Annotated in this window: 21 protein-coding genes, 1 riboswitch and 1 other annotated feature; of the genes, 2 read left to right on the top strand and 19 right to left on the bottom strand. The window is 43.5% G+C overall.

Annotated features, from left to right (window positions below; translation table 11 throughout):
* Positions 1 to 22: 22 nt before the first annotated feature.
* Positions 23 to 69 (bottom strand) — a sequence feature (sodium ion sensor (DUF1646 type); this cis-regulatory element may regulate processes involved in with the transportation of sodium ions).
* A 117-nt stretch (positions 70 to 186) separates the two neighbouring features.
* Positions 187 to 1,053, bottom strand: a complete 867-nt coding sequence (locus BLR76_RS02380) for a DegV family protein (protein ID WP_091264991.1) — start codon at positions 1,051 to 1,053, stop codon at positions 187 to 189.
* Between the two features lie 250 nt (positions 1,054 to 1,303).
* On the opposite strand from BLR76_RS02380, the gene BLR76_RS02375 reads away from it, so the two are divergent.
* Complete coding sequence (locus tag BLR76_RS02375) at positions 1,304 to 1,627, top strand: hypothetical protein (protein WP_091264989.1); 324 nt, start codon at positions 1,304 to 1,306, stop codon at positions 1,625 to 1,627.
* 47 nt (positions 1,628 to 1,674) lie between these two features.
* Here BLR76_RS02375 and BLR76_RS02370 read toward each other — a convergent pair whose 3' ends face one another.
* From BLR76_RS02370 to BLR76_RS02340, 7 genes are all read right to left on the bottom strand, one after another.
* A complete protein-coding gene (locus BLR76_RS02370) occupies positions 1,675 to 2,364 on the bottom strand; it encodes an ABC transporter permease (protein ID WP_091264987.1) in 690 nt (229 codons plus the stop codon).
* Between the two features lies 1 nt (position 2,365).
* The gene (locus BLR76_RS02365; protein ID WP_091264985.1) at positions 2,366 to 3,322 is read right to left on the bottom strand and encodes an osmoprotectant ABC transporter substrate-binding protein; all 957 of its coding nucleotides are present in this window, start codon (positions 3,320 to 3,322) and stop codon (positions 2,366 to 2,368) included.
* A gap of 16 nt (positions 3,323 to 3,338) precedes the next feature.
* Positions 3,339 to 3,938, bottom strand: a complete 600-nt coding sequence (locus tag BLR76_RS02360; RefSeq protein ID WP_176759582.1) for an ABC transporter permease — start codon at positions 3,936 to 3,938, stop codon at positions 3,339 to 3,341.
* Between the two features lie 45 nt (positions 3,939 to 3,983).
* Positions 3,984 to 5,150: a betaine/proline/choline family ABC transporter ATP-binding protein gene (locus tag BLR76_RS02355; protein WP_091264980.1), complete on the bottom strand. Its 1,167-nt coding sequence runs from the start codon at positions 5,148 to 5,150 to the stop codon at positions 3,984 to 3,986.
* 474 nt (positions 5,151 to 5,624) lie between these two features.
* Positions 5,625 to 7,079, bottom strand: coding sequence for a cardiolipin synthase (gene cls / locus BLR76_RS02350; RefSeq protein WP_091264978.1), 1,455 nt, complete (start codon positions 7,077 to 7,079; stop codon positions 5,625 to 5,627).
* A 90-nt stretch (positions 7,080 to 7,169) separates the two neighbouring features.
* On the bottom strand, positions 7,170 to 7,736 hold the full coding sequence (thiT, locus tag BLR76_RS02345) for an energy-coupled thiamine transporter ThiT (protein ID WP_091264975.1): 567 nt from the start codon (positions 7,734 to 7,736) through the stop codon (positions 7,170 to 7,172).
* Between the two features lie 91 nt (positions 7,737 to 7,827).
* A riboswitch (TPP riboswitch) is annotated at positions 7,828 to 7,933 on the bottom strand.
* 25 nt (positions 7,934 to 7,958) lie between these two features.
* The gene (locus BLR76_RS02340) at positions 7,959 to 9,641 is read right to left on the bottom strand and encodes a ribonuclease J (RefSeq protein ID WP_091264973.1); all 1,683 of its coding nucleotides are present in this window, start codon (positions 9,639 to 9,641) and stop codon (positions 7,959 to 7,961) included.
* A 170-nt stretch (positions 9,642 to 9,811) separates the two neighbouring features.
* Here BLR76_RS02340 and BLR76_RS02335 point away from each other — a divergent pair, with 170 nt between their 5' ends.
* A complete protein-coding gene (locus BLR76_RS02335; RefSeq protein ID WP_091264971.1) occupies positions 9,812 to 10,792 on the top strand; it encodes a biotin--[acetyl-CoA-carboxylase] ligase in 981 nt (326 codons plus the stop codon).
* A 109-nt stretch (positions 10,793 to 10,901) separates the two neighbouring features.
* Here the strand turns inward: BLR76_RS02335 and pnp are convergent, their stop codons facing one another.
* The 11 genes from pnp to uvrB all read right to left on the bottom strand — a co-directional run bounded on the left by pnp (position 10,902) and on the right by uvrB (position 25,539).
* Positions 10,902 to 13,016: a polyribonucleotide nucleotidyltransferase gene (pnp, locus tag BLR76_RS02330; RefSeq protein ID WP_091264969.1), complete on the bottom strand. Its 2,115-nt coding sequence runs from the start codon at positions 13,014 to 13,016 to the stop codon at positions 10,902 to 10,904.
* A 232-nt stretch (positions 13,017 to 13,248) separates the two neighbouring features.
* Positions 13,249 to 13,518, bottom strand: coding sequence for a 30S ribosomal protein S15 (gene rpsO / locus BLR76_RS02325; RefSeq protein WP_091264966.1), 270 nt, complete (start codon positions 13,516 to 13,518; stop codon positions 13,249 to 13,251).
* Between the two features lie 136 nt (positions 13,519 to 13,654).
* Entirely contained in the window at positions 13,655 to 14,284 is a 630-nt protein-coding gene (pyrE, locus tag BLR76_RS02320; RefSeq protein ID WP_091264964.1) for an orotate phosphoribosyltransferase, read from the bottom strand.
* Between the two features lie 5 nt (positions 14,285 to 14,289).
* A complete protein-coding gene (gene pyrF, locus BLR76_RS02315) occupies positions 14,290 to 14,997 on the bottom strand; it encodes an orotidine-5'-phosphate decarboxylase (RefSeq protein ID WP_091264962.1) in 708 nt (235 codons plus the stop codon).
* Entirely contained in the window at positions 14,990 to 15,916 is a 927-nt protein-coding gene (locus tag BLR76_RS02310) for a dihydroorotate dehydrogenase (RefSeq protein WP_091264956.1), read from the bottom strand. The genes pyrF and BLR76_RS02310 overlap by 8 nt, the downstream gene beginning before the upstream one ends.
* 24 nt (positions 15,917 to 15,940) lie before the next feature.
* Complete coding sequence (carB, locus tag BLR76_RS02305) at positions 15,941 to 19,126, bottom strand: carbamoyl-phosphate synthase large subunit (RefSeq protein WP_091264954.1); 3,186 nt, start codon at positions 19,124 to 19,126, stop codon at positions 15,941 to 15,943.
* Positions 19,119 to 20,210, bottom strand: a complete 1,092-nt coding sequence (locus BLR76_RS02300) for a carbamoyl phosphate synthase small subunit (protein ID WP_091264951.1) — start codon at positions 20,208 to 20,210, stop codon at positions 19,119 to 19,121. Before BLR76_RS02300 ends, carB begins: the two co-directional genes overlap by 8 nt.
* Entirely contained in the window at positions 20,207 to 21,487 is a 1,281-nt protein-coding gene (locus tag BLR76_RS02295; RefSeq protein WP_245683002.1) for a dihydroorotase, read from the bottom strand. Before BLR76_RS02295 ends, BLR76_RS02300 begins: the two co-directional genes overlap by 4 nt.
* Before the next feature lie 19 nt (positions 21,488 to 21,506).
* Positions 21,507 to 22,421 (bottom strand): aspartate carbamoyltransferase catalytic subunit, encoded by a 915-nt coding sequence (locus BLR76_RS02290; RefSeq protein WP_091264948.1) that lies wholly within the window; start codon positions 22,419 to 22,421, stop codon positions 21,507 to 21,509.
* A 248-nt stretch (positions 22,422 to 22,669) separates the two neighbouring features.
* Positions 22,670 to 23,212, bottom strand: coding sequence for a bifunctional pyr operon transcriptional regulator/uracil phosphoribosyltransferase PyrR (gene pyrR / locus BLR76_RS02285; protein WP_091264945.1), 543 nt, complete (start codon positions 23,210 to 23,212; stop codon positions 22,670 to 22,672).
* 341 nt (positions 23,213 to 23,553) lie between these two features.
* Positions 23,554 to 25,539, bottom strand: a complete 1,986-nt coding sequence (uvrB, locus tag BLR76_RS02280; protein WP_091264944.1) for an excinuclease ABC subunit UvrB — start codon at positions 25,537 to 25,539, stop codon at positions 23,554 to 23,556.
* Positions 25,540 to 25,549 lie beyond the last annotated feature (10 nt).

Genomic DNA, 25,549 nt, shown 5'->3' with positions numbered 1-25,549 from the left:
AAAAGGGCGCGGCTAACAGGCCTTCTTCTCGCCCTAGAAGAAAATAACCTTGAAAGCTCACGCCCAACCGCATTGATATAAATTGTATTAACAAAATTTATAATAGCATACTCTCAAAATTAGTGTCAACTTAAACTTATCAGCAGTCTCTTTATTCATGACTGCGGTGACGAGAGATCTAAACGGTTACCGTTCTTCTCCATAACTGAAGACGGATAAAGAGCCAAATCCTGTATGGGCTGCGATTGTGGGACCGTAACTTGATATGATGATTTCCTTAGGGCTCACTTTTTCAAGCAGTTTCTCTCTGACAAAGTCAGCATCTTCAGGTACTCCAACATGACCGATAAAGACCGCATGATCCTCTTCATCTCTGATGTTTTTAACTGTCTGATCGATAAGGAACTGAAGCGACTTCTTCCTGCCTCGAACTTTTGAGAACGGGACAAGCTTCCCTTCACGGTTCAAGATGATGATGGGCTTAACATTGAGCAGTGAACCTACTGTCGCTGCAGTAGCTGAGATTCTTCCCCCACGTTGAAGATGTTTAATGTCATCTACGGTAACCCAGGAGTGATAGTTCAACTTATTATCCTCGACCCACTTGACCAGATCTTCCTTACTCATACCTGCCTCTTTTTTGAGTGCAGCTTCATAGACTAGTAGACCTTCCCCCAGGCTGGCTGCCCTTGTGTCGATAATGGTCAGATCCACATCATCATATTCTTCTTCAAGCATCTGTTTAGCTTGACGGGCACTATTAAGTGACCCACTAAGTTCAGAAGAAAACCCTAAGTAAATAACCGGCTTACCTTCTTCTACATACTTCTTAAATTTTTCGAGATAGGCATGAACGTTGATTTGTGAGGTTGAAGCAGTCTCACCTTCTTTAAGTCGATTAAAAAAGGACGTCTTATCAAACGTTTTTCCCATATCGTCGATCAGCTCTTTTCCACTGATAGTAATTGTGAAGTTGACAATATCCAAGTCGAATCTTTCCACTAGTTCCAGCGGAAGATCACAACAGGAATCGGTTATCAGCTGATAATCCATAAAATACCCACTCCTTATAATGTATTCATTTCTATTATACGTTTTTTTTAGTTAAATTGAAACAAAAGCACTAAAATCTCCTCCCAGTTCGGGTTTATCTTCAGTTCCTCTTTATCTGACTTGATCATGCTCCAGAATTTTAGACAGACAAATACATTACAGACAATTATTAAAAAAACTACATGAGACTGTTGACGAATGTATGTTCGTACGATATACTAAAGGTAACATATGTTCGGGGAGGACGATCATGAGTAAATTAGCCATCGAAACACAGCATATTGTAGATGTTTTCAGGAAAGGATACGGCGCCCTGTTTTCTACCAGTTTATCTAAAGTACAGCCACAGATGCCCAAGAGTCAGTTGGGCTTATTCCTTAAACAGTCTGTGAAAAAGCAGCAGCGTATTATCATTCAGGTCAATCCTACTACTCATTCAGATCAGATCAACGAGTATATCGGGATTCCAGTATTTTCACCTCACTCAACTCAAATCATTATAAAAACTGCATCATCACGCACGACCTACTTAATCAATGCCAAAGATATCAGGCATATCAGATTAGCAAAATAAAAAACAGCTATGAGAGATAGTCCATCCATCTCCATAGCTGTTTTACTTTATCTGCTTACCCGACTTGCAGGATTCAGTTTTCTTTCAAGCCACGCCAGGACCAGATCGGCCACAGCAGCCATCAGCGCAGTTGGAATCGCACCGGCCAGGATGATAGCTCCTCCTTGAGAAGCATTGACACCTCTTTGTATGATATCTCCAAGTCCTCCCGCACCAATAAATGTTCCTATAGCCGTTACCCCGATCGCCACAACCAGAGCATTCCTTAGACCGGCCATGATCACTGATAAAGCCATAGGCAGTTCAACTTTGTAAGTCTGCTGCCAGCGGGTCATGCCCATGCCCTTCGCCGCATCCATCAGCGCATTATCTACACTCTTCACACCCGCATATGTGTTTTTAACGATTGGAAGCAGCGAATATAGAAATACTGTAATAATTACTGTATTGACTCCTATCCCAAATCCTAGCATAAGAATCGACAGCATCGCCAGTGACGGTATTGTCTGTATGACGTTAGCTGCGCCGACGACCCAGTCAGCCAGCTTACTGTGTCTGGCTATATAAAATCCCAGAGGAATGGCAACAAGAGCTGCAAACAGCACACCGTAAATCGAGATGAGAAAGTGTCTGACAAACTGATCCCATAAATAGGGTCCGTTCTGCTGTACATAGTAAATCAGCTGCTGAACATTATTCATTTGTGATAATTCATCTAATCCTTCTATATTTAACATCTTATTCCCCTCCTGCTGGTTCGAGATAAGGTTCACTGTCTTCAAAATAATTATTGGCTTCAAGAAATTCTACAGCTACAGTTGCCGGCTCGATCAGATATTCATCGGCAATAAAGTTCATTTCCTGCATCTGCTCAGTTTCAATCATTCCCTCAAGTTTCAGAAGAATATCTTCAATTAAAGGGTATTCTTCAAGCGTATCATATAAAGCTGATGGACTTGCGTCATATGGAGGGAAGAAGTTGAGGTCGTCTTCAAGAAAGACCAGATCGTAACTGGCGATACGTCCGTCCGTTGAATATCCCAGGACGATATCCATATTACCTGATTGAACCGCATCGTACACCAAACCTATTTCCATAGGATAGACGGTGTCAAAGTCAAATTCATAAGTCTCAAGAAACGCCCGGTACCCGTCTCCTTCTCTTTCCATCCAGGAATTATCGACTCCAGCAGTCAGATCTCCAGCAATGGGCTCCAGATCACTTATTGTTTCGAGTCCATGCTCTTCTGCCAGTTCACTGGTTACGAGAAAGGCATAGGTGTTTTCAAATCCATATGATGGAAAATATCTCATATTATACTGTTCTCTAAATCCTTCTGTCACAGCCTCTCTGGCTTCATCAGGGTCCGTGATCGGATCCATCCCTAATTCGCCTGTCAGCGCAGTCCCTGTGTAGCTTGCAGCAGCTACATCCGCATCACCCTGGGCTAAAGCCTGTGTAACCATAGTGGACGATCCGAGGTTCTGAATAACATCAGCATTGATGTCTGAGTAATGATTGACCATCCCCTGAACAATGTAGCCTAAAATGACCATCTCAGTAGAAGACTGAGTAGCAATGGTAATATTCCCTTCTTCGGTCAGACCTGCTCCAAGGCCAGGAAGAGAACAAGCTGTCATCATTACTGCTGCAGAACTTAAAGCAGCAAGTTTCATTTTTTTCTTAAACGTCATTATTATCAGCCTTTCTCTAGTCTATGACATGGTTTCTAGGTGTAACCTTCTTCTCTACACGACCTAATACAAAATCTACGAGTAAAGCTAGTATGGTCACAGGAATCGTGCCTCCTATGATCAGCTCAGGAATATACAGGTTCAACCCATTGAAAATAAAATCTCCAAGTCCGCCTGCTCCGATATATGAAGCAAGAGCTGCCCAGGCAATAACGTATGTACCTGAAAGTCTGATCCCCGCCATTATAACTGGGGCTGCCTGAGGGAGCTCCACCTTTCTGACCAGCTGTGATTCTGTCATTCCCATACCTCTAGCTGCGTCTACAAGATCCGGATTCACACCCTTCATACCTGTATACGTATTTCTGAGGATCGGAAGCAGAGAGTAAATGAACAGTGCCATGATAGCCGGAAACCGACCGATCCCAAGAAAAGGAATCATCAGTGCCAGCAGTGCCAGTGACGGGACAGTCTGAAGTATGGATGCCAGACCGATGAAAAACGTTGCCAGCTTATCCGTCCGTGTCAGCAGTATGCCGACTGGGACAGCTACGATCACCCCTAAACCTAATGCTATTATTGATATATATAAGTGCTCCCAGATCAGTCTCATCATCTGAGCACCATAGTTGTTAAAAAAATCGATCACTTAGGTCTCCTCCTATTCTGATTCTGAAAACTGGGTCGTCTCTAGAGGAATGCTTTCCACTTCTTCGTCATCTCCCCAGATTGTATCGTAGACGATATCTACCAGTGATGCCCGTGTGACAAGACCTTCCAGTTTCCCTTCTTCGCTGACAACAGGGATGTTCTTGTATCCACGCTTGAGCATCTTGTCTGCCACACTGCTCAGTAAGGTTCCAGATTTTACGTAATAGACATGAGACATAATGTCCTGCACTGTAGAGGCTGTCTTTCTATTTTTGTTTATTGCTTCGAAATCGACCAGCCCCTGAAGGACATTATCCATATCAGTTACAAATAACGTATCTACTCTTCTGTCTCTCATGACACGAATGGCTTCTCCCAACGTAATATCCGATGTAACTGAAATGGGTCTCTTCACCATGACCTGATCTACCGTCTGCATGGTTGAACGCTGCTGCAGTCTGTCCTCACCCAGGAAGCTCTCGACAAATTCATTTGCAGGTTCGGCTAAAATATTATCGGGTGTGTCATACTGAATGATTTTTCCTTCTGACATGATCGCAATCTTGTCTGCTAGCTTAAGTGCTTCGTCCATATCATGAGTAACGAATACGACTGTACGACCCATTTCTTCCTGAAGGTGCTTGACCAGTTCTTGTAAGGCATCTCGAGTGATCGGATCCAGTGCACCGAACGGTTCATCCATTAGGATAATATCCTGATTAGCGGCAAGTGCTCGGATGACACCAATTCTCTGCTGTTGTCCGCCAGAAAGTTCCTGTGGGTAACGGTCAAGAAATTCAGGACCCATATCGACTCGCTTCAGTAGACGTTCTGCGATCTCCTGCATTTTTTCTTTTTCCCATTTTAATAATTTTGGAACCATTACAATATTTTCGTATACTGTCATGTGAGGCATAAGGCCTGTCTGCTGGATAACATATCCGATTTTTCTCCTCAGCTGAACGGCATCTTCTTTTTTTATGTCTTTTCCGTCAATAAGGATCTCTCCGGATGTCGAATCAATCATCCGATTGATCATCCTCATGGTCGTCGTTTTCCCACTCCCGGACGTTCCGATCAGAACGACAAATTCTCCTGCGTTGATCGTAAACGATACATCGTCAACAGCCTTCGTTCCATCTCCGTATACTTTTGATACATTTTTGAACTCGATCATAATCGTATCTCCTCTACGTTTATTCTGTTATGGTCTGAGTTTTAACACATAAAAAAACTGTATGAATCCACAAAAGGAATAGACCTTCTTCTCTTCACACAGACACAGACACATAACTGGATTATGTACCAGCGGTTATCTCATTCATTTTTAATGTTCCTGCCTAACCTTACTGGCTAATTAGTTTCTTCAAGCAAACACATGCAGTTTACCCTACATATTTTTGCAAGAAAAAGGACCTTATTCATTATTACAGAAAGCTTAAACAATTGCAAATGATACGTTTTTAAGCCAACTTCCTTGTGATGACCCTATTGTAAGCGTTTGTATAATTTTGCATATAAAAAATCATTTTATGATTTAATCATTATAATATGATGAGACAGAATTAATTAAGGAATAAAAACACGCCTGTTCAATATGCTGGACGTACCCTAAGGATTTCCACATGCAGTGAACAGACGTGAATGATAGTTATAGTATGGGTGAAAAAAGCCGGGAAAACTGCTGTTTAAAAATTTCCCATCTGGAATAATTGTTGATCATGTCTTCTGTCAGTAAATACGATTTCTTTTCATCCTCTTCAAAAAGTCTGACCTGTTTTTTGGCGAGGTAACGATCATAAATAAATGCATTGACTTCAAAATTCAGACGGAAACTTCTTATATCAAAATTTGCAGTCCCTACTGATAAAATCTCACCGTCTATCACAATAACTTTGGAATGAAGAAATCCATTGTCGTAAATATGAACTTCTGCCCCACTCTTTACCAGTTCTTCTGCGTAGCTTAGAGTGGCACGATAAATAAATGGATGATCCGGCTTGTTAGGTATCATCACTTTCACTTTGATGCCTGACAGGATGGCTATTTTGATTGTTTCCATCAATGCTTCATCAGGAATGAAATAAGGTGTCTGGATCAAAACGGATTCTTTAGCCATACTGATCATTTTGATGAACCCTTTCTTGATGGCATGCATCTCATTGTCCGGACCACTGGAAACGATCTGCATATCTGTTGACCCTTTTAGACTTGAAAACGGGAAATAAGCTTCCCCATAGTTTACTTGCTTGTCTTTAGCTGATGCGTTCCAGTCCATTAAAAATCGAGTCTGCAGAGTAAGCACACCATTTCCCTCTATTCTTAGATGGGTATCTCTCCAGTAGCCCATTTTTTCGTACATACCCAGATAATCATCGCCAACGTTAAATCCTCCAGTGTAGCCGACTTTTCCATCAATTACGACAATCTTCCGGTGGTTTCTATAGTTTAGACGCAAGTTGATCAGGAAAAATTTCGAGCCGAAAAACGGTTCAGCATGGCCGCCGTATGTTCTCAGTTTGTTGAAGAAATCTTTGCCCAGTACTCGGGCCCCAACCGGGTCGTACAATACTTTGACCTCAACTCCCTGTTTCGCTTTTTCTTCTAGAGCCCTCAAGAGTCTCAGACCTATATTATCCCCTCTAAAGATATAATACGTCACATGAATATGATGCTCTGCTTTCTCAATATCTCTTATGAGCTGGTCGAATTTTTCCTCTCCATCACTTATGATTCTTACTTTATTGCCTTTCGTTAAAACAGCCTGATTACTTTCCAGAAATAAACGGACCATTTCAAATGTCTTATCCTGATAATTTGATTCAGGAACATCAAGGTTCTCTGATTCGATCAGACTCTTCTGTGACTCGACCAGCTGATGCATGCCGATACGATCCTGACTTCGAAGATCAAAAATGGATTCTTGTGATATTTTTCTTCCCAAAAAAAGATAGATTACAAATCCGAAACCTGGCAGCATCGTAATGACCAGCAGCCAGGCCCAGATCGCTGCGATGTCCCGTTCCTTTTCTTTAAACACAGTAAATATGGCTAAAGCCGAGTTCAGAAAAATAAACCCCCAGAAAATCGTGCTTAAAATCGTCATACAGGTCTCCTTCATACACTAAGGTAATGTTATTTATCTTAGTGTACATTAGCCTGTAACCTCCTGTCCACTATCTTAAGCCGGCAGCAGTTATTTCCCTTTAGGGAAAAAAATCAGTGGAGACCGGTCATACAGCATCAGCAATACGATCATGGTCACTAAGGCGGTCGAGATCATACTCAGACCGTTCATGACTAGAGAAAATGTAAAGGCACTGAGTCCCCATAAAGCATAGTCTCCCCAGAATATCCAGCCGGCTATAAAGTGCCAGAAATACCGAGCGGCAGCTCCAACTAGAACAGCAGCGACGATAGTCATGTTTACCCGTTTTCCTTTCTGGTTTCTGATCCCCTCAAGAATGTCTTTGGAGTAGAATCCGGCCAGCCCAATGCTCGCATAGGTGATTGTATATTCAATAATGACTTGATACACATTCAGCATATATACCGATCCTGTAACAAAATGAAGGATCCCCCATAAAAAACCGGCAAATATCCCTGGCCCCAATCCTCTTCTGATAGCGTAGAAAGTCAACGGAATCATGCCTAAGGAAACACTGAATGACGACCCTATTCCTGAGGGAATCCAGGAGAGCACCATCCCAAGTGCGGCAAATAAGGTCCCTTCAAGATAGATCCTCAACTGTCTGTTCTGCATAAAAAAAATCTCCTCCTCTAGTTAGTTTACTGAACTAGGGAAGGAGATTATGACATTTATGAGAGCGCGCTTGTGCCTACTCTGATCTGTCGATCTCAGTTAAGTACTCTTCCTGCGCACGTATGAACGTACAGGTTCTAAGGGTCTGAACTCACAGTTCACTCTCAGCCAATATATTGACTCCCCTAGTACAGTATCTGAATTTAATTATATACAAAATAATTATCTCGTAAAGCGTCTGTTCTGATTGACTTCCATAATTACTGGAAGAATGATCGGTCTTCTCTTCGTTTTCTTGAACAGGTGGTTATTCAGGCCTTCACGAATATCCTGTTTGATTGAACCCCAGTCAAAATCGTTATGCTTGAGATTTTTTTTGACTATACTCTTCACTATTTCCGTCGATTCATTAATCAGATCCTGACTCTCTTTTACAAATACAAATCCGCGCGTAACGATATGAGGATCAGACACGATACGCTGCTTTTTACGGTCGATTGTAACTACTGCAACGAAAATACCATCTTCTGACAACAGACGTCTGTCACGCAAGACAATGTTCCCGATATCACCGATACCTATCCCGTCGATCAGTGTATTATCTGCAGATACCTGTCCGCTTTGTGTCATTTTATTTTTAGCATAGCTAACGACGTCACCATTACTCAAAATAAAGATATTCTGATAAGGGATTCCTGTCTCATTTGCCAGGTCTGCATGGGCAGCAAGCATTCTGTATTCACCCTGAATCGGTATGAAGTAAGTCGGTCTCAGCAGGTTGATCATCAGCTGCAGATCATTAGGCGTCGCATGCCCGGACGCTTTCAGTCTGCCGGATAACTTGACTACTGTCCCACCGGCTCTATAAATCAGGTTTTCTGTCTCAGCTACCATGACTTCCATTGCTGTAGATGGGCTGGTAGCAATAAACACAAGATCCCCTTCTTTGATGTTCACCTGATCATGATTAGATGTAGCCATACGGTTGAGTGTTTTGATCGGCTCACCCGCTGATCCCGTTTCGAGAATCAGAATTTCGTCGTCATCATATTTATCGATTTTACTGATAGGTTCAATCAGATGTTCATCAGGCAGTGTCAGCTTGTCAAGATCCATGGCTGTTTCTAGAATAGCTTCCAGGTTCTTTCCAGTGATGAACACTTTTCTACCTGAACTGTGCGCCGCATTTAAAACCTGCTGAATTCTTAAAATATTGCTTGCTACTGCAGCCACGATAATCCTGCTGCTGGTATCCTGAAAGATATCAAGCACTTCTTCCTGGACTTTTTTCTCAGACACATTTTCAGTCTGACTTTCTGCGTCCCCAGAATCACTCAGCAGGGCCAGAACGCCTTCTTTACCTAAGTCTGCGATCTGAGAAAGATCTGTTCTGTACATGTCCTGAGAACTCTGATCGAACTTGAAGTTCCCGGTGTAGACAATGTTTCCTTCTTCTGTATGAACGGCGATTCCCATTGAATCTGGAATCGTATGGGTCGTACGGAAGAATTTGACTGTTGTTCCATTAAAGTCGATTTCAGTGTGTTCATCGATCACATGATAGTCATCGAAGGATGTCGACAGATTAGACTGACCCACAAACAGCTTAGCTAAAGCTATAGTCAGCTCTGAACCGAATACAGGAACATTAAATGTATCAAGGAAATAAGGCAGTGCGCCTATTGCATCTTCATGGCCATGAGTCAGAAAGACTCCGGTAATTTTGTCTTTGTTTTCTTCAAGATAACTGAAATCAGGAATGACCGCATCGATTCCGAACAGTTCATCTTCAGGATACATCAGTCCACAGTCCAAGACGAAAATATCGTCTCCAGATTCCAGTACATACAGATTTTTACCATTTTCTCTTACTCCTCCAAGAGGAATAATCTTTATATTACTCACAATCTTCCACCTCTAATACGCTTGTTACAGCATTTGATTTTATAGTTTATTTCACCTATGTACGTTCGCCCGTTATGTGCTTAACAGTTTCAGTATAGCATAGATATAGGCAAATGCCTACTTATCAGGTATACTGACCTTAATTAACTAATTTTAAAAAGGAGTCTCTCATGTCACTAATTTCTTCTTTTATTGCTTTACTTAAAGCAGACTATCCGTCTTTCGTTTCTTTTGATCTCGTCAGTAAGACCTTTCACATAGAGACAGAAGAGATAAATCAGCTTATAAATGATGCTGAAATGCAGGGCTACTCGATTCAGACTGAACAGGACACCTGCAGACTGACACTCCCTCTAGTCAGTAAAGAGTCTGTAGCGGAAAACCTGCAATCTTATTCTATCGGGCGATCGTTCCAGTTCTTCGACAGAATCGATTCGACAAATACCTATGCTTTAAAAAACCTTCAAGAACTGGCTCATGGGTCGGTCATCCTGACTGATTATCAGTACAAAGGAAAAGGCAGGCTGGGCCGTTCCTGGCATACTGATCTAGGAAAATCCGTTGCCTTGACTATCGTACTCAAACCAAAATTCGACAGTCAGCAGGCTGTCCTTCTGACTCAGCTGACTGCTGCTGCTCTGGTCAAAGCACTTGAACCGGACTGGTCTGCTTCTATCAAGTGGCCAAATGACGTTCTCATCGACGGCCGTAAAGTGGCTGGCATTCTCGTAGAATCTCACTTCAGCGGATCAGAACTGACCGGCATCGTGATCGGAACGGGAATAAACACGAATCTGTCCAGAGAAGAACTCCCTGAAGAGTTGAAATCTAAAGCCACTTCTCTGGCAATCGAAAATGATCAGATCATTGACCCTAATCCGATCATCACCAGATTTCTATCCTGGTTCGACACCTTTTATACAGCATGGAGCGAGTCGATGGATGCGTCTACATTCATTTCGGTATGCAGAGAAAAGTCTGGACTTATCGGTCGGGAAATCACCGTTCATCATGACCAGATCTCAAAATCTGCCCGTGTCATGGACATCAGTGATGAAGGAGAACTAGTCATCCGATATCCGGATACTAACGAAACAGACCATCTCAATTCTTTGAATTTCTCAGTCAGAGGACAATCCGGTTACCTCTGATGCAGTTATGTAAAAACCCACATGGCTGTCCTTTACGATAAGCAGTTGCCTCGTAAGGATAGCCATGCGGGTTATTTTTATACTTTTAAATAATGGAAGCTGAGTCCAATCAGGCTTCGTCGCTGTTCCCATTCAGTACAGCTTTTCGTGACAAGTTGACACGGCCTCTGTCATCGATTTCCGTCACTTTGACATCAAGCACATCGCCGACAGAAAATTCTTTGGCAACATCCTTAATGTACTTATCAGACAGTTCCGATACATGAACCAGACCATCTGTACCCTTGATGATTTCCACAAATGCACCGAATTTCTCGATTCGCTTGATCGTTCCAGTATAAACCTTGCCGATTTCCACTTCTTCAGTCAGCTCTTCGATAAGTTCGATCGCTCGCTTGATGCCTTCTGCATCCTGACCGTAAATAGAAACATTACCCTCTTCATCAATATCGATTTTAACATTCGTTTCATCAATAATGCTGTTGATCGTTTCGCCGCCTTTACCGATAACGACTTTTATCTGATCAGGCTTGATCTTGATTGATTCGATCTTAGGCGCGTACTTGCTCAGTTCTTTGCGAGGTTCTGGAATTTCTTCTTCGATGTTATCAATGATCTCAAGACGAGCTTTCTTAGCCTGTACAAGTGCTTCTTCAAGAATCTCTTTCGTAATTCCTTCGATCTTGATATCCATCTGCAAAGCGGTGATCCCTTTTCTTGTACCGGCAACTTTAAAGTCCATATCGCCAAGGTGATCTTCAAGTCCCTGAATATCTGTCAGTACTGTATAGTTTTCTCCGTCCATAACTAAGCCCATGGCAATACCGCCGACTGGTGCTTTAATAGGCACACCGGCATCCATCAGCGCGAGTGTTCCGGCAGAAATACTTGCCTGAGAAGATGATCCATTTGATTCAAGTACTTCCGCTACTAAACGAATGGTGTACGGAAAGTCTTCCTCATTAGGAATGATATATGACAGTGCACGTTCACCCAAAGCCCCGTGACCGATCTCACGTCGACCTGGTCCTCTGACAGGCCCCGTCTCTCCAACAGAATATGGAGGGAAATTATAGTGGTGAATGAATCGCTTGCTGTCTTCACTGCTCAATCCGTCAATGATCTGATGTTCGTTCAATGGTCCAAGCGTAGCAACTGACAATGCCTGAGTCTGGCCACGTGTAAATAACCCTGATCCGTGAACGCGAGGCAGAATGCCTGCTTCGGATTCAAGTGGACGAATCTCGTCTACTTTACGGCCGTCAGGTCTGGTATTCTCTTCTGTAATCAGACGACGGACTTCGTCTTTTTCCATCCCGTCGACGATTGTCTTGACATCTTTTACAATAGAATCAAGATCTGGCGAATCACGGTACTCTTCTTCGTAGACTTCGATGATCTGGTCTTTCAAAGCACCAGTCTTCTCAGAACGTTCCTGTTTATCGAAAGTCTGGATCGCTTCTTTCATCTGATCGTTATACTTGCTGATAATTTCCTGTTTAAGTTCTTCATCAGGAAGGAGTAGAGTGACATCCATTTTTTCCTGTCCGACTGCAGCAACGATTTCTTCCTGGAAAGCAACGAGCTCTTTGATTGCATCGTGTCCGAACAGAAGGGCTTCAAGCATATCTTCTTCAGCAACTTGATCCGCTCCACTTTCTACCATGTTGATAGCATCTTTGGTACCAGCTACGATCAGTTCGATATCTGATTTTTCAGTTTCCTCTTCAGTCGGGTTGATGATGAATTTGCCGTCTACTCGTCCGACAGTAACTCCAGCGATTGGTCCGTTGAATGGAATGTCAGAAATGCATAGAGCAAGGGATGATCCGAACATGGCTGACATTTCCGGAGAATTATCAGGATTTACGGACATAACTGTATTGAAGATTTGAACATCGTTTCTAAATCCGTCAGCAAACATTGGACGAAGGGGACGGTCGATCAGACGCGCTGTTAATGTTGCATTCTCTGAAGGACGGCCCTCACGTTTGATGAAGCCTCCTGGAATCTTACCTACTGAGTACATTTTTTCTTCATATACAACCATAAGCGGAAAGAACGGCATACTACTTGGCTTCTTGCTGCCGACAGCAGTGGATAGAACAACAGTATCTTCGTAACGGACAAGAACTGCCCCGTTAGCCTGCTTTGCCATTTGTCCGATTTCTGCGGTCAGTTCTCTGCCGCCGATAGTTGTCTTGAACACTTGTTTGTTTGACATGATATTCTCCTTTGTTCAGGCAGCCTAACCTACTAGACAAAGGTCAGCAGATCAGATTCATTTTCATCTGCTCACATTTGCATAGTAGACAATTAAGCCTCTGAGTGTTTGTTATAGTAAATAAAGCGAGATTCCTAAGAATCCCGCTTCAACTAGTAAGATTAATTTGTCTGTAGTCCCGCTCATTCTTTATGCATAAGCATGAAGATCAGCGTGATGTGACAGGACAAAATTAACGACGTAAACCAAGTCTCTTGATCAATTCACGGTAACGGGTAATGTCTTTGTTACGTAGATAAGCAAGAAGGTTACGACGGTGACCAATTTTTTTCATTAGTCCGCGCATTGAATGAAAATCTTTCTTGTGTGTCTTTGCGTGTTCATTCAACTCGTTGATTTCAGCAGTCAAAACTGCGATCTGTACTTCCGGAGAACCAGTATCTCCTTCGTGACGAGCGTAATCAGTAATGATCTGTTGTTTCTGTTCTTTTGAAACTGCCATGTTTTCCACCTCTTTCCTGTTTATGACTCCATTTACTGAGTAAGCGCTGGTGAAACGACAAACCAAGTAAAGGTCAGTGTGTCGACGCTGTCAACACTATACAAATACTACAGGATTTACAGGTGAAAATCAAGCATCAAAGCCAACTTTCCGGACTCTTTTTCCAGTTTTCAAGACGCGACATCTCTTCCTGATCCACAAGCCCGTTCCTTAATGCAGTCTCGATCAGAGAAGAATAATCTGTTATAGTGCGGTAGTCTATATTCAAGTCATGAAAGGCGCTGGTCCCCAAGTCGAGCTCATAGGTAAATATAGCAGCCACCCCCAGTACATCAGCACCTTCACTTTTTGCTGCATTGACGGCATCGATGACACTCTGTCCAGTAGAGATCAAGTCTTCGATCACTACGATCTTAGCATGAGGCTGGAAGGTCCCTTCGATCTGCTTTCCGGTTCCATGCTTTTTCGCTTCACTACGGATATAGACCATCGGCAGTTTGAGTCTGTCTGCAATCCATGCAGCATGGGGAATTCCTGCTGTAGAAGTACCAGCAATCACTTCCACTTCAGGGTAATAAGTCTGAATGATATTGACGAATGCACTGATAATCTTCTCTCTTACTTCAGGATAGCTCATAGTCAGACGATTATCGCAGTAAATAGGACTTTTGAGTCCGCTTGACCATGTAAATGGCTCTTTTGGTGATACTGTGACAGCTTTTATTCTTAACAATTCTTCAGGTATGGTGTGATGTTCTGTTTTCATTCTCTCTATCCTTTCCATTCGCTTTGAATCGTGCTGTAGATTTCTGCTGGATCAGCAGCTTGAGTGATCGGACGTCCGACTACAATATGAGTGGATCCCATTTCCCTCGCTTCTGAAGGTGTAGCAATTCTTACCTGATCATCTTTGGACGAGTAATCAAGACGTATACCTGGCGTCACTCTAAGAAAACTGTCATCCGTTGCCCCTCTGATCAGTTCAGCTTCCTGAGCAGAACAGACCACGCCATTGGCTCCTGATTTAAAGGCCAGCTCCGCATAATGTCGTACACTCTCTTTCATTGTAAAGCTTGTCCCTTGTTCTGCCTGCATAGACTGTTCCGAAGTCGATGTCAGCTGAGTGACTGCCAGTAAGAGCGGGCGTTTATGGCCAGCGGCTGTTCCTTTTTCAAGTCCTTCAATCGCTGCCTCGATCATCTGGCTTCCACCTGCTGCATGAACATTTATCATGTCCACTCCAAGACCGGCAATGCCGGACATCGCTTTTCTCACTGTTGTTGGAATATCATGAAGCTTGATATCAAGAAAGACACTATGCCCTCTGTTCTTGACCAGATAGACGATCTCTGGTCCCTGCTGATAAAACAGTTCCATACCTATTTTAACATTTAATGTATCAGAATCGAATCGATTTAAAAACGCTTCAGTATCTTCTACATTAGCATAATCCAGTGCAATGATCGGTTCACTATCCAAGCCGGCGTCCCTCCTTCACTTCCCTGATCAAGTCTTCGATCGACTCGATACCCAGATCAGCCATTCGGCCAGGAAGAGCATCAATAATTTCATTCATGACCACCGGGTTATGATAAGTTGCTGTCCCTACAGCGACAGCCGAAGCTCCCGCCAGAAACATTTGAATGACATCATCTGCGCTTCGGATTCCACCCATTCCGATAATCGGAACTGACACCTCATGTGATACCTGATAGACCATTCTAACAGCGACTGGAAAGATGCTCTCACCTGACAGCCCACCCATTACATTCCCCAGGACCGGCTTTCTAGTTTTAGTGTCAAAATTCATCCCTAAAACTGTATTGATGAGGCTCAGACCATCTGCTCCTCCTTCTTCAGCCGCCTTGGCGATAGTCACAATATCCGTCACATTAGGCGTCAGTTTGACGTACACTGGAAGTGAAGTCACCTGCTTGACTTTTTCGGTTATGCGTCTGACAGCGGATGGATCGACTCCAAAAGTCAGTCCTCCTTCTTTTACATTAGGACAGGATAAATTCAGCTCCAGAGCGCTCAGCACACCGGATCCGCTTAAAATATCTGCTACTTCTACAAATTCCTGTTCCGTCTCTCCTGCTACACTTCCGATGACCGGGGTCTTGAATCCACGTAATCGTGGCAGTTTTTCGCTGACAACCTTTTCTACACCAGGATTTTTTAAACCTACTGCATTGAGTGCGCTATGCTTCAAAGGATGAAATTTCGGATCTTCATTGCCTATTCTTGCCTGACGGGTGGTAGATTTCAACACAATTGCTCCAAGACGATCGTAGTCATACAAATCATGGTACATATCACCAAATCCGAACGTCCCACTTGCAGGCATAACTGGATTTTTTAAATTTAATCCGGGTAGTGAAACAGATAGTCGTGTCATATTGCTCCTCCATTTAATAGTATTTTAAAGTGCTGAAGTTGTGAATGTACGCGATTCAAGAACACTGATGATGGCTGAAACAGTATCAAGTGATGTCATCAGTGGAATCCCTTTTTCAATTGAGCTTTTTCTGATTGACAGACCGTCTTGTACAGCATCGATGTTTTTGCCCATAGTATTAACCACCAGATTGACTTGTCCACTCATAATCAGATCAAGAATATCATATGACTGGTCTTCAGGATTACCAGTTTTTTCAATATACTCAGCCGGTATTCCTCTTTGACCGAAAGCATGGGCCGTCCCTTGCGTAGCGGTAATGGAATAGCCGATACTGACCAGTCTGGCCGCTAAATCAGCAGCTTCATTTTTATCTTCATCAGATACAGTGAATAAGACGGTTCCGTGTTCCGGAAGTCTCATATCACTTGCCTCAAAGGCTTTGTACAATGCTTTCTCCAATGTGCTGTCGCTCCCCATGACTTCTCCAGTCGATTTCATTTCTGGTCCCAGCGTGGCATCCACTTTGTTCAGTTTAGAAAAACTGAACACTGGTGCTTTTACATGGACCATTGAAGAAAGTGTATGGAGACCCGGTGTATAGCCCTGATCCAGAATTGATTGACCTAGTATGGCTTTGGTTGCAACTTGAGCCATTGCAATGCCGGTAACCTTGCTTAGAAATGGTAAAGTACGACTAGCTCGCGGGTTAACTTCAATAACGTATACCGTCTCTTCGTGAATAACAAACTGAATATTCATGAGCCCCACACAGTTCAGACCCAGACTCAATCTTTCGGTGTAATCGATAATCGTATCGATCACGTTCTGAGAAAGGCGCTGTGGTGGATAAACAGCCATGGAATCTCCAGAGTGGACGCCCGAGCGTTCTACATGCTCCATGATTCCTGGAATCAGCACCTGTTCTCCATCACAGATGGCATCCACTTCTACTTCTTCGCCTATCAGGTAGCGGTCGATAAGTACGGGATGTTCTGAAGATATACGTACAGCATCATTCATGTATTTTGACAGATCAGTAGCATTATCTACAATCTGCATTCCTCTGCCTCCAAGTACATAACTCGGACGGACAAGAACCGGATAGCCTATAGAAGAGGCTATAGTCAGCGCTTGTTCTTCCGTAACAGCGGTTCCTCCCTCAGGCTGAAGAATACTCAGACTCTTCAGGGCTTTCTCAAATTCATCTCTGTTCTCTGCTCGATCCAGATCTTCAACAGTAGTCCCAAGAATTTTAACCCCACGTTTTTGTAAAGGTTCAGCCAGATTGATAGCCGTCTGTCCACCAAACTGAACAATCACTCCTACTGGATTTTCCAGCTGGATAACATTCATGACATCTTCAACTGTCAAAGGTTCAAAGTACAGCTTATCCGAAATGGAAAAGTCTGTAGACACAGTTTCCGGATTGTTGTTCATTATGATCGCCTCATACCCAGCTTCCTGAATGGCTTTAACTGAATGGACGGTCGCATAATCGAATTCAACCCCCTGCCCTATGCGGATCGGACCGGAACCCAAGACAAGCACTGACTGTTTATCTGTAACCAAGCTCTCCTGCTCCTCTTCATAAGTACTGTAGAAATAGGGCGTGGATGATTCGAATTCAGCAGCACACGTATCGACCGTCTTGTACACCGGCAGAAGCTCATGCATGACTCTGAACTGACTGATTTCATCTTCGGTCGCATTCCATAGTTCAGCTATTTTCCAGTCAGAAAAGCCATAGGATTTAGCATAGGCAAGCAGATCAAGATCCCACCGACCTTCTGTCAGCCGCTGTTCGATTTCGACGATATGAAGCAGTTTGTCGAGGAAGAATAAGTCGATTTTTGTCAGTGACGCGAGTTCTTCCACTGGATACCCTCTTCTAATGGCTTCAACAAGATAAAACAGACGGTCATCCTGAGCTTTGACTGTCTTGTTGATCAGCTGGTCATCGTCAAGATGATCCAGCTCAGCCAGCTGTATATGGCTGACCCCTATTTCAAGTGACCGGACAGCCTTCAATAAACTTTCTTCAATAGTCCGACCAATCGACATAACTTCACCTGTCGCTTTCATTTGAGTAGTCAGTGTGCGGTCCCCTGTTTCAAATTTATCGAAAGGCCATCTCGGGATCTTAGCAACTACATAATCCAGAGCTGGTTCGAACTGGGCATATGTCGTTTCAGTGACAGGGTTTTTCATTTCATCTAAAGTCAATCCTACAGCGATTTTAGCTGCAAGTTTAGCAATAGGATAACCTGTAGCTTTACTGGCCAGAGCAGAGGATCGGCTTACTCTTGGATTGACTTCAATTACGAAGTAATCAAAACTGTTCGGGTCAAGAGCCAGCTGGACGTTACATCCCCCTTCAATACCCAATGCTCTAATGATTTTAAGGGAGGCATCTCTCAGCAGCTGATATTCCTTGTCGGTCAGGGTCTGACTAGGCGCAATCACGATCGAATCTCCCGTATGAATGCCGACGGGATCGATATTTTCCATATTACACACGACCATCGCATTGTCATCAGAATCTCTCATGACCTCGTATTCAATCTCTTTATATCCGGCAATACTGCGCTCGATCAGACACTGGTTCACTGGAGACAGTTTCAGTCCATTTCCAACGATGTCGTGCAGTTCTTTTTCATTGTCACACAGTCCGCCTCCAGTTCCACCCATGGTAAATGCCGGTCTGACAATAACGGGATAACCGATTGAGTCTGCGAAATCCAATGCTTCCTGGGTGGTATGAACAATGTCGCTGTCCGGTACAGGTTCATTCAACTCTCTCATCAGTTCTCTAAACTGATCGCGGTCTTCTGCTTTATTAATAGCTGATAGACGAGTACCCAGCAGCTCGATTCCCAGCTCATCAAGTATGCCTGTCTCATTGAGCGCAATCGCCATATTCAGTCCCATCTGTCCACCCAAGGTCGGAAGCAGTGCATCCGGTCGCTCTTTTCTCAGTATTCTTGAAATAAATTCGACAGTCAGAGGTTCGATATACACTCTATCTGCTATCTCCTTATCCGTCATGATCGTAGCCGGGTTAGAGTTGATAAGGACCACTTCATAGCCTTCTTCTCTCAGAGCAAGACACGCCTGAGTCCCGGCATAGTCAAATTCTGCAGCCTGCCCGATGATGATTGGTCCAGAGCCAATCACTACAATCGTCTTCATGTCTGTTCGCTTAGGCATTCGTTTCTTCCACCTTCCATGCATCTATTTCTTCAATAAACTGGTCGAACAGGTCTGCGGCATCATGAGGACCAGGTGCAGCATCCGGATGATACTGTACGCTGAACACCGGATACCGGCGATGTCTCAAGCCTTCAACTGTTCCATCATTGATTTCAATGTGTGTGATTCTCAGTTCATTATTATCGACTGATTCTTCAGATACCGCATATCCGTGGTTCTGAGACGTAAAATCGATTCGACCAGTCGCGATCTCACGTACTGGGTGATTAAATCCTCTATGACCAAAAGTCATTTTAAACGTATCTGCACCATTCGCCAGAGCAATCAGCTGATGACCAAGACATATCCCGAAAATCGGTACATGTTTCTGTAGTTCTCTGATCATGTCATGAGCATACGGCAGATCTTTAGGATCCCCTGGGCCGTTCGTCAGCATCACCCCGTCAGGTTTCAGATTAAGTATGGTTTCTGCTTTTGTATCATGCGGCAGAACCGTTACATGACATTCTCTTTTATTCAATTCATGCAGGATACTATGCTTCAGACCAAAATCGATGACAATCACGCGACGTCCATTTTGAGGACTGACATAAGGGCGTTCAGTAGACACTTGAGCAACCTGATCAGTCGGAAGAGTAACGGATTTAAGCCGATCGATCAATGCATCAGTCTCTTCTGTAAAATCCGTTAAAATGGCTTTCATAGCACCGTGTTCACGAATCACTCGCGTTAGTCGCCTCGTATCGACACCAGTAAGCCCCGGAATATCTTTTTCTGTTAAAAATTCATCCAGATTCATTCTGCTTCGCCAGTTTGATGGTCGTCTCGCAAATTCTTTGACGATCACAGCTTTTATCGTTGGGAAAATGGATTCGTAGTCATCCCTGTTTATGCCTGCATTTCCTACTAAAGGATAAGTAAAAGTCAGCAGCTGACCATTGTATGACTGATCAGTGATCGATTCCTGATAACCGGTCATTCCTGTGTTGAACACGACTTCTCCGATCGTTTCTTTGTCAGCACCAAATCCGAATCCTTTAAAGACATTTCCGTCTTCCAGTACGAGCATTCTTTTTTTCATATGTTCTCCCCCTCATATACGACTTGACCATCAACCATTGTAAATACTGTCAGTCCGTTGACTTTCCAGCCTAAGAATGGGGTATTTGAAGATTTTGAGAGGAAATCCTCACGCGAGATACGTTCTTCCCCACCCAGATCAAAGCAGGCCAGATCTGCTGGTGCCCCAACTTCGATTCTTCCAGTTTCCATTTGAAATATATCTGCAGGGATGGTGGTCAACTTACTAATCAGCTGATCTAAGCTGAGCTTCCCTTTTTTAACAAGATAAGTGTATAACAGAGCAAAAGCTGTTTCGCTTCCCACAATGCCAAAAGGAGACCCGATCATTGATCCGCTTTTCTCTTCATCGCTATGAGGAGCGTGATCTGTGGCGATCATGTCGATCGTCCCATCAATCAGCCCTTCGATCAGAGCCTCTCTGTCCTCTCTGCTGCGCAAAGGGGGATTCATTTTATACTGGCTTGTATCAGAAGGGATATCCTCATCACATAAAAGTAAATGGTGTGGTGTGACCTCTGCCGTCACGTTGATTCCAGAACGTTTTGCATCTCGAATAACACGCACACTTTCTTTTGCTGACACATGACAGACATGGTAATGAGCTCCAGTGGCTTCAGCCAGCAGGACATCTCTTGCAATCTGCGTTGACTCAGTCAGCTGCAGCATGCCGGGAAGGTTCAGTTCCTTATTTCTTTTCCCTTCATGCATCACACCATTAAACAGGAGGCTGTCATCTTCGGTATGAGCCACTAGTGCTGCGCCATTTTCTGCGGCTTCAAGCATTGCTTTATACATTATTCCAGCTGTCTGAACTCCGACACCGTCATTTGTAAAAGCAAAGGCTCCTTCTTCTAACATAGCCTTCTGATCAGTCAGTTCATTGCTTGTAAGTTCCCTTGTTATCGGAGCGTAATGTTTCACTTTGACCTGCGCATTCTCATCTATTCTCTCTATGATTTTCTTGAATCGTTCAGGCGTATCAGGAACTGGGCTGAGATTCGGCATAGCACAGATAGTTGTAAATCCGCCTCGAGCTGCTGCCTTTGACCCACTCTCGATCGTTTCTTTGTACTCATAGCCCGGTTCTCTAAGATGGACATGTACATCAATCAGTCCAGGTGAAACCAATTTTCCTTCAGCATCCAGTATCCGTCCAGCTTCATCATCAAGATTCATACCAATTTTCTGAATGATTCCCTTGTCAGTGTATATATCTACTTGACGAGTCTGTCCTGTTCCATCAATTATTTCTGCATTTTTTATTAAAATTGACACACGTGTCATCCCCTGTTTTTTAGTTTAAAATCGAATCTATAATTGCCATACGTGCAAATACTCCATTTTCCATCTGTCTGACTATTCTCGATCGATCACATTCTACCAGCTCATCAGTAATTTCGATGCCTCGGTTAACTGGTGCCGGGTGCATGATGATGGCTTTTCTGTGCATTCTGGATTCTCTTTCTTTGGTCAACCCATACTGAGCCAAATATGAGACATCCAGCTCGTGACTTGGCTGCTGTATATGTCTTTCACGCTGAACCCGAAGTAGCATTACAACATCGACTTGATCTGCCAGTTCATCAATAGATCTGTACTCGCCATATGTCTGACATTCAGTTCCAAGAAACTCTTCCGGACCGGAAAAAAAGAGTTCGGCTCCAAGTTTCTTCAGGATCTGCATATTGCTTCTGGCTACTCTTGAGTGAAGGATATCCCCTGCTATGGCGACCTTCACACCTTTAAATGTTCCAAATTCTTCATAAATCGTCATAAGATCAAGTAAAGACTGACTAGGGTGCTGTCCGGCACCATCTCCTCCATTGACGATTGAGCATGTAATGGACTCGCTGTCGATCAGCTGGTTATAGTAAGCAACATCACTGTGTCTGATAACCATCAGATCGATTCCCAGTGACTGAAAGGTAAGAACCGTGTCATAGAGACTTTCACCTTTCCTGACACTACTCATGGAGGGCTGAAAATCCAGCACATCCATTCCTAATTTTTTTTCAGCCATCTCAAAGCTTTTGTGTGTGCGCGTACTTTCTTCAAAAAAGCAGTTCACGGCATACATTCCCTTGTACTTAGGAACAGATAAGTTATGCTTGTAGGCAAGTGCCTTCTTTATTAATGACATGATGTCATTCTCGTTATAATTATTCAATGAAACAAAGTGTCTGGCCTGTCTTCTTTCTGACGTATCCATTTCTTCCTCCTTTGTATTTACGGATATTCAGTGGCTCTCTGGATATTAAAAGACCCGGTGTATCCAGGGACACCGGGTCTTCACGGGAATAACTATGAAACAATAACAGCTGCAAGTCAGGCTTACGATCCTTTCAGCTATTTTAGCTGAATGAACTCACGGAGCCCCCAAGCATCCTTTGTACTCATAGTCTATCCTGTGACCTTCTGTGCCTCACGGGGCTTCAGTTAAAGCTCACATCACTTTGTTCATGACGGTTTTATTATATCTACGTGTTCTTTTCCATCTGCTTCATTCAAATAAACCTGAACGGACTCTTCACGGGAAGTTGGAAGATTCTTGCCGACAAAATCTGCCCTTATGGGAAGCTCCCGATTGCCTCTGTCTATCAGTACAGCTAGATATATTTTTTCAGGTCTTCCTCTATCGATTATAGCATCAAGGGCTGCTCGTATAGTTCTGCCTGTATACAGTACATCATCAATAATCACTACTTTTTTACCGGCTGCATCCTGAACATGTCCGGCTGATACCTGTGCTGCAGAAGCATCATCTTCTCTGTCATCGCGATACAATGATGTGTCCAGCTCTATTACTTCGACCGATTCGCCTTCCAGTTCAAGAATACGATCTGCAATTCTCTGGGCTAAAATGATTCCTCTCGTACGGATACCTGCAAGCACCAGTTTCTCGATCCCTTTATTTTTTTCAATAATCTCATAAGTAATACGTGTCAGTGCCCGTTTGATTGCCGCTTCGTTGACAACTTCTACTACTGTTTTATTTTCCATGACCTGCCTCCTGTAGACAGCTGAAAAGCATATTTCTATGTCCAGCTTTTTTATTAAATATCTGCCGATAAAGCATGTCACTTACTTCGTTTGAAGTATACAAAAAAGCACTCCTATCCATCTAAGATAAGAGTGCTTCCCATTGACTGTTTTGTTGGGCATAATCCGGCAGTTCTGGCATAACCAGTCTACCTGACTATTATCTCCATACATACTCTCTGGTACATCATGAAGATACGCGTCTCCTTCTTAGCCTCTCTGGACTATCTTTAAAGGACAGTTATTTAATTTAAATTAACTCTAAAGGTTTACTGTAAAAAAGTCAACCGGATATTTATAGATTATGAATATTTCGTCTTTAATTCCATGACAACATCCCGTAGTTGTGCGGCTTTCTCGAAGTCTAGTTCTTTCGCTGCTTCTTTCATTTCCAGCTCCATTGTTTCGATCAGCTGTCGTCTCTCTTCTCTGGACAGTTGCTTGACGACTTCTTCTGACAAGTCTTTTTCTTCATCATCAACAACGGTAGAGATTCTGATAAGATCTCTTACTTCTTTTTTGATCGTCTTCGGCGTGGTGCCATGTTCCTTATTATACTCTTCCTGAATCTGGCGACGACGTTCGGTTTCCTCTATTGCCTGCTTCATTGAGTCCGTTATACGGTCTGCGTACATGATCACTCGGCCATTTTCATTTCGAGCAGCTCGTCCGATAGTCTGAATCAGTGAACGGGCACTTCTCAGGAATCCTTCCTTATCTGCATCCAGAATAGCAACCATAGAGACTTCGGGAACGTCCAGACCTTCTCTAAGCAAGTTGATTCCGATCAGAACGTCAAACTTCCCGACACGAAGGTCCCGGATGATCTGTGTCCGTTCCAGCGTCTTAACGTCACTATGCAAGTATTCGACTTTTATCCCTACCTCTTTAAGGTAGTCGGTCAAGTCCTCGGACATTTTCTTGGTCAATGTCGTAATGAAGACTCTTTCGTCTTTCTCGACTCGATCATTGATTTCTTCGATCAAGTCATCAATCTGTCCTTTGATCGGACGGACTTCAACGATTGGATCAAGCAGGCCTGTTGGTCTAATGATCTGCTCGACGATTTGACTGGATCGGTTCATTTCATAATCAGCCGGCGTAGCTGAAATATAGTTGATCTGAGGCACGCGTTCTTCAAACTCTTCCAGGCGCAGCGGGCGGTTATCCAGTGCGCTCGGCAGGCGGAAACCATGATCGATCAACTGCTGTTTTCTGGCTCTGTCCCCATTGTACATCCCTCTGATCTGAGGCATAGTGATATGAGATTCATCAATAATGAAAAGAGAGTCTTCAGGGAAGAAGTCCAGCAGTGTATAGGGTGCTTGACCAGGCTTCCGGCCATCCAAGTGTCTAGAATAGTTCTCTATGCCTGAACAGTAGCCCATTTCCATCATCATTTCAATATCATAATTCGTCCGCTGTTCCAGTCGCTGTGCTTCGAGCAGTTTATTATCTCTTTTCAATTCTTCCAGACGGTCCTTCAGTTCTGCCTGAATGGATTCGATAGCCGACCTAGTCTGTTCATCATTTGAAACGAAGTGAGTGGCAGGGAAGATCGGTACGTGAGACAGATCCGCTTTGACTTCACCTGTCAGAACATCAACTTCTCTAATCCTGTCTATCTCATCACCGAACATCTCAATACGAATGGCTTCACTTTCTCTGGAGGCAAGGAAAACTTCAATGATATCCCCGCGAACACGAAAGCGTCCACGCTGAAAATCAATGTCGTTTCGTTCAAACTGCATATCGACTAGGCGTCTGAGCAGCGTTTCCCTGCTGATTTCCATTCCTGAACGCAGAGAAAGGACGTGTTCCGCGTAATCTTTCGGATTGACCAGTCCATAAATACAGGATACAGAAGCAACTACAATCACATCTCTTCGCTCAAGCAAAGCACTTGTCGCAGAGTGTCGCAACTTATCTATTTCATCATTAATGCTGGCATCCTTTTCAATGAAGGTGTCGGAAGACGGCACGTATGCTTCAGGCTGATAGTAGTCGTAATAACTGACGAAGTATTCGACAGCATTGTCCGGAAAGAATTCCTTAAACTCCGTATAAAGTTGACCGGCCAATGTCTTGTTATGTGCCATGACAAGTGTTGGCTTGTTCACTTCCTGAATTACGTTGGACATGGTAAATGTCTTCCCAGTCCCTGTCGCTCCAAGTAAAACTTGCTCTTTCTGGTTCTCCTTGATTCCCTTGACCAATTTCTTTATTGCTTCAGGCTGGTCTCCCCCTGGCTGGTATACTGATTTCAGTTTAAATGCTTGTTCGACCAAATAAATTCCC

Source organism: Alkalibacterium thalassium, from assembly GCF_900101165.1.
Taxonomy (GTDB): domain Bacteria; phylum Bacillota; class Bacilli; order Lactobacillales; family Carnobacteriaceae_A; genus Alkalibacterium; species Alkalibacterium indicireducens.
Note: the sequence above shows the minus strand (reverse complement) of the source record. Positions and strands in the feature narration are given on the sequence as shown.

Bases quoted from the DNA above. Each gene is read 5' to 3' on its own strand.
- BLR76_RS02380 (WP_091264991.1), bottom strand. From the start codon at position 1,053: ATGGATTATCAGCTGATAACCGATTCCTGTTGTGATCTTCCGCTGGAA.
- BLR76_RS02375 (WP_091264989.1), top strand. From the start codon at position 1,304: ATGAGTAAATTAGCCATCGAAACACAGCATATTGTAGATGTTTTCAGG.
- BLR76_RS02370 (WP_091264987.1), bottom strand. From the start codon at position 2,364: ATGTTAAATATAGAAGGATTAGATGAATTATCACAAATGAATAATGTT.
- BLR76_RS02365 (WP_091264985.1), bottom strand. From the start codon at position 3,322: ATGACGTTTAAGAAAAAAATGAAACTTGCTGCTTTAAGTTCTGCAGCA.
- BLR76_RS02360 (WP_176759582.1), bottom strand. From the start codon at position 3,938: ATGATGAGACTGATCTGGGAGCACTTATATATATCAATAATAGCATTA.
- BLR76_RS02355 (WP_091264980.1), bottom strand. From the start codon at position 5,150: ATGATCGAGTTCAAAAATGTATCAAAAGTATACGGAGATGGAACGAAG.
- cls (WP_091264978.1), bottom strand. From the start codon at position 7,079: ATGACGATTTTAAGCACGATTTTCTGGGGGTTTATTTTTCTGAACTCG.
- thiT (WP_091264975.1), bottom strand. From the start codon at position 7,736: ATGCAGAACAGACAGTTGAGGATCTATCTTGAAGGGACCTTATTTGCC.
- BLR76_RS02335 (WP_091264971.1), top strand. From the start codon at position 9,812: ATGTCACTAATTTCTTCTTTTATTGCTTTACTTAAAGCAGACTATCCG.
- pnp (WP_091264969.1), bottom strand. From the start codon at position 13,016: ATGTCAAACAAACAAGTGTTCAAGACAACTATCGGCGGCAGAGAACTG.
- rpsO (WP_091264966.1), bottom strand. From the start codon at position 13,518: ATGGCAGTTTCAAAAGAACAGAAACAACAGATCATTACTGATTACGCT.
- pyrE (WP_091264964.1), bottom strand. From the start codon at position 14,284: ATGAAAACAGAACATCACACCATACCTGAAGAATTGTTAAGAATAAAA.
- BLR76_RS02310 (WP_091264956.1), bottom strand. From the start codon at position 15,916: ATGACACGACTATCTGTTTCACTACCCGGATTAAATTTAAAAAATCCA.
- carB (WP_091264954.1), bottom strand. From the start codon at position 19,126: ATGCCTAAGCGAACAGACATGAAGACGATTGTAGTGATTGGCTCTGGA.
- BLR76_RS02300 (WP_091264951.1), bottom strand. From the start codon at position 20,210: ATGAAAAAAAGAATGCTCGTACTGGAAGACGGAAATGTCTTTAAAGGA.
- BLR76_RS02290 (WP_091264948.1), bottom strand. From the start codon at position 22,421: ATGGATACGTCAGAAAGAAGACAGGCCAGACACTTTGTTTCATTGAAT.
- pyrR (WP_091264945.1), bottom strand. From the start codon at position 23,212: ATGGAAAATAAAACAGTAGTAGAAGTTGTCAACGAAGCGGCAATCAAA.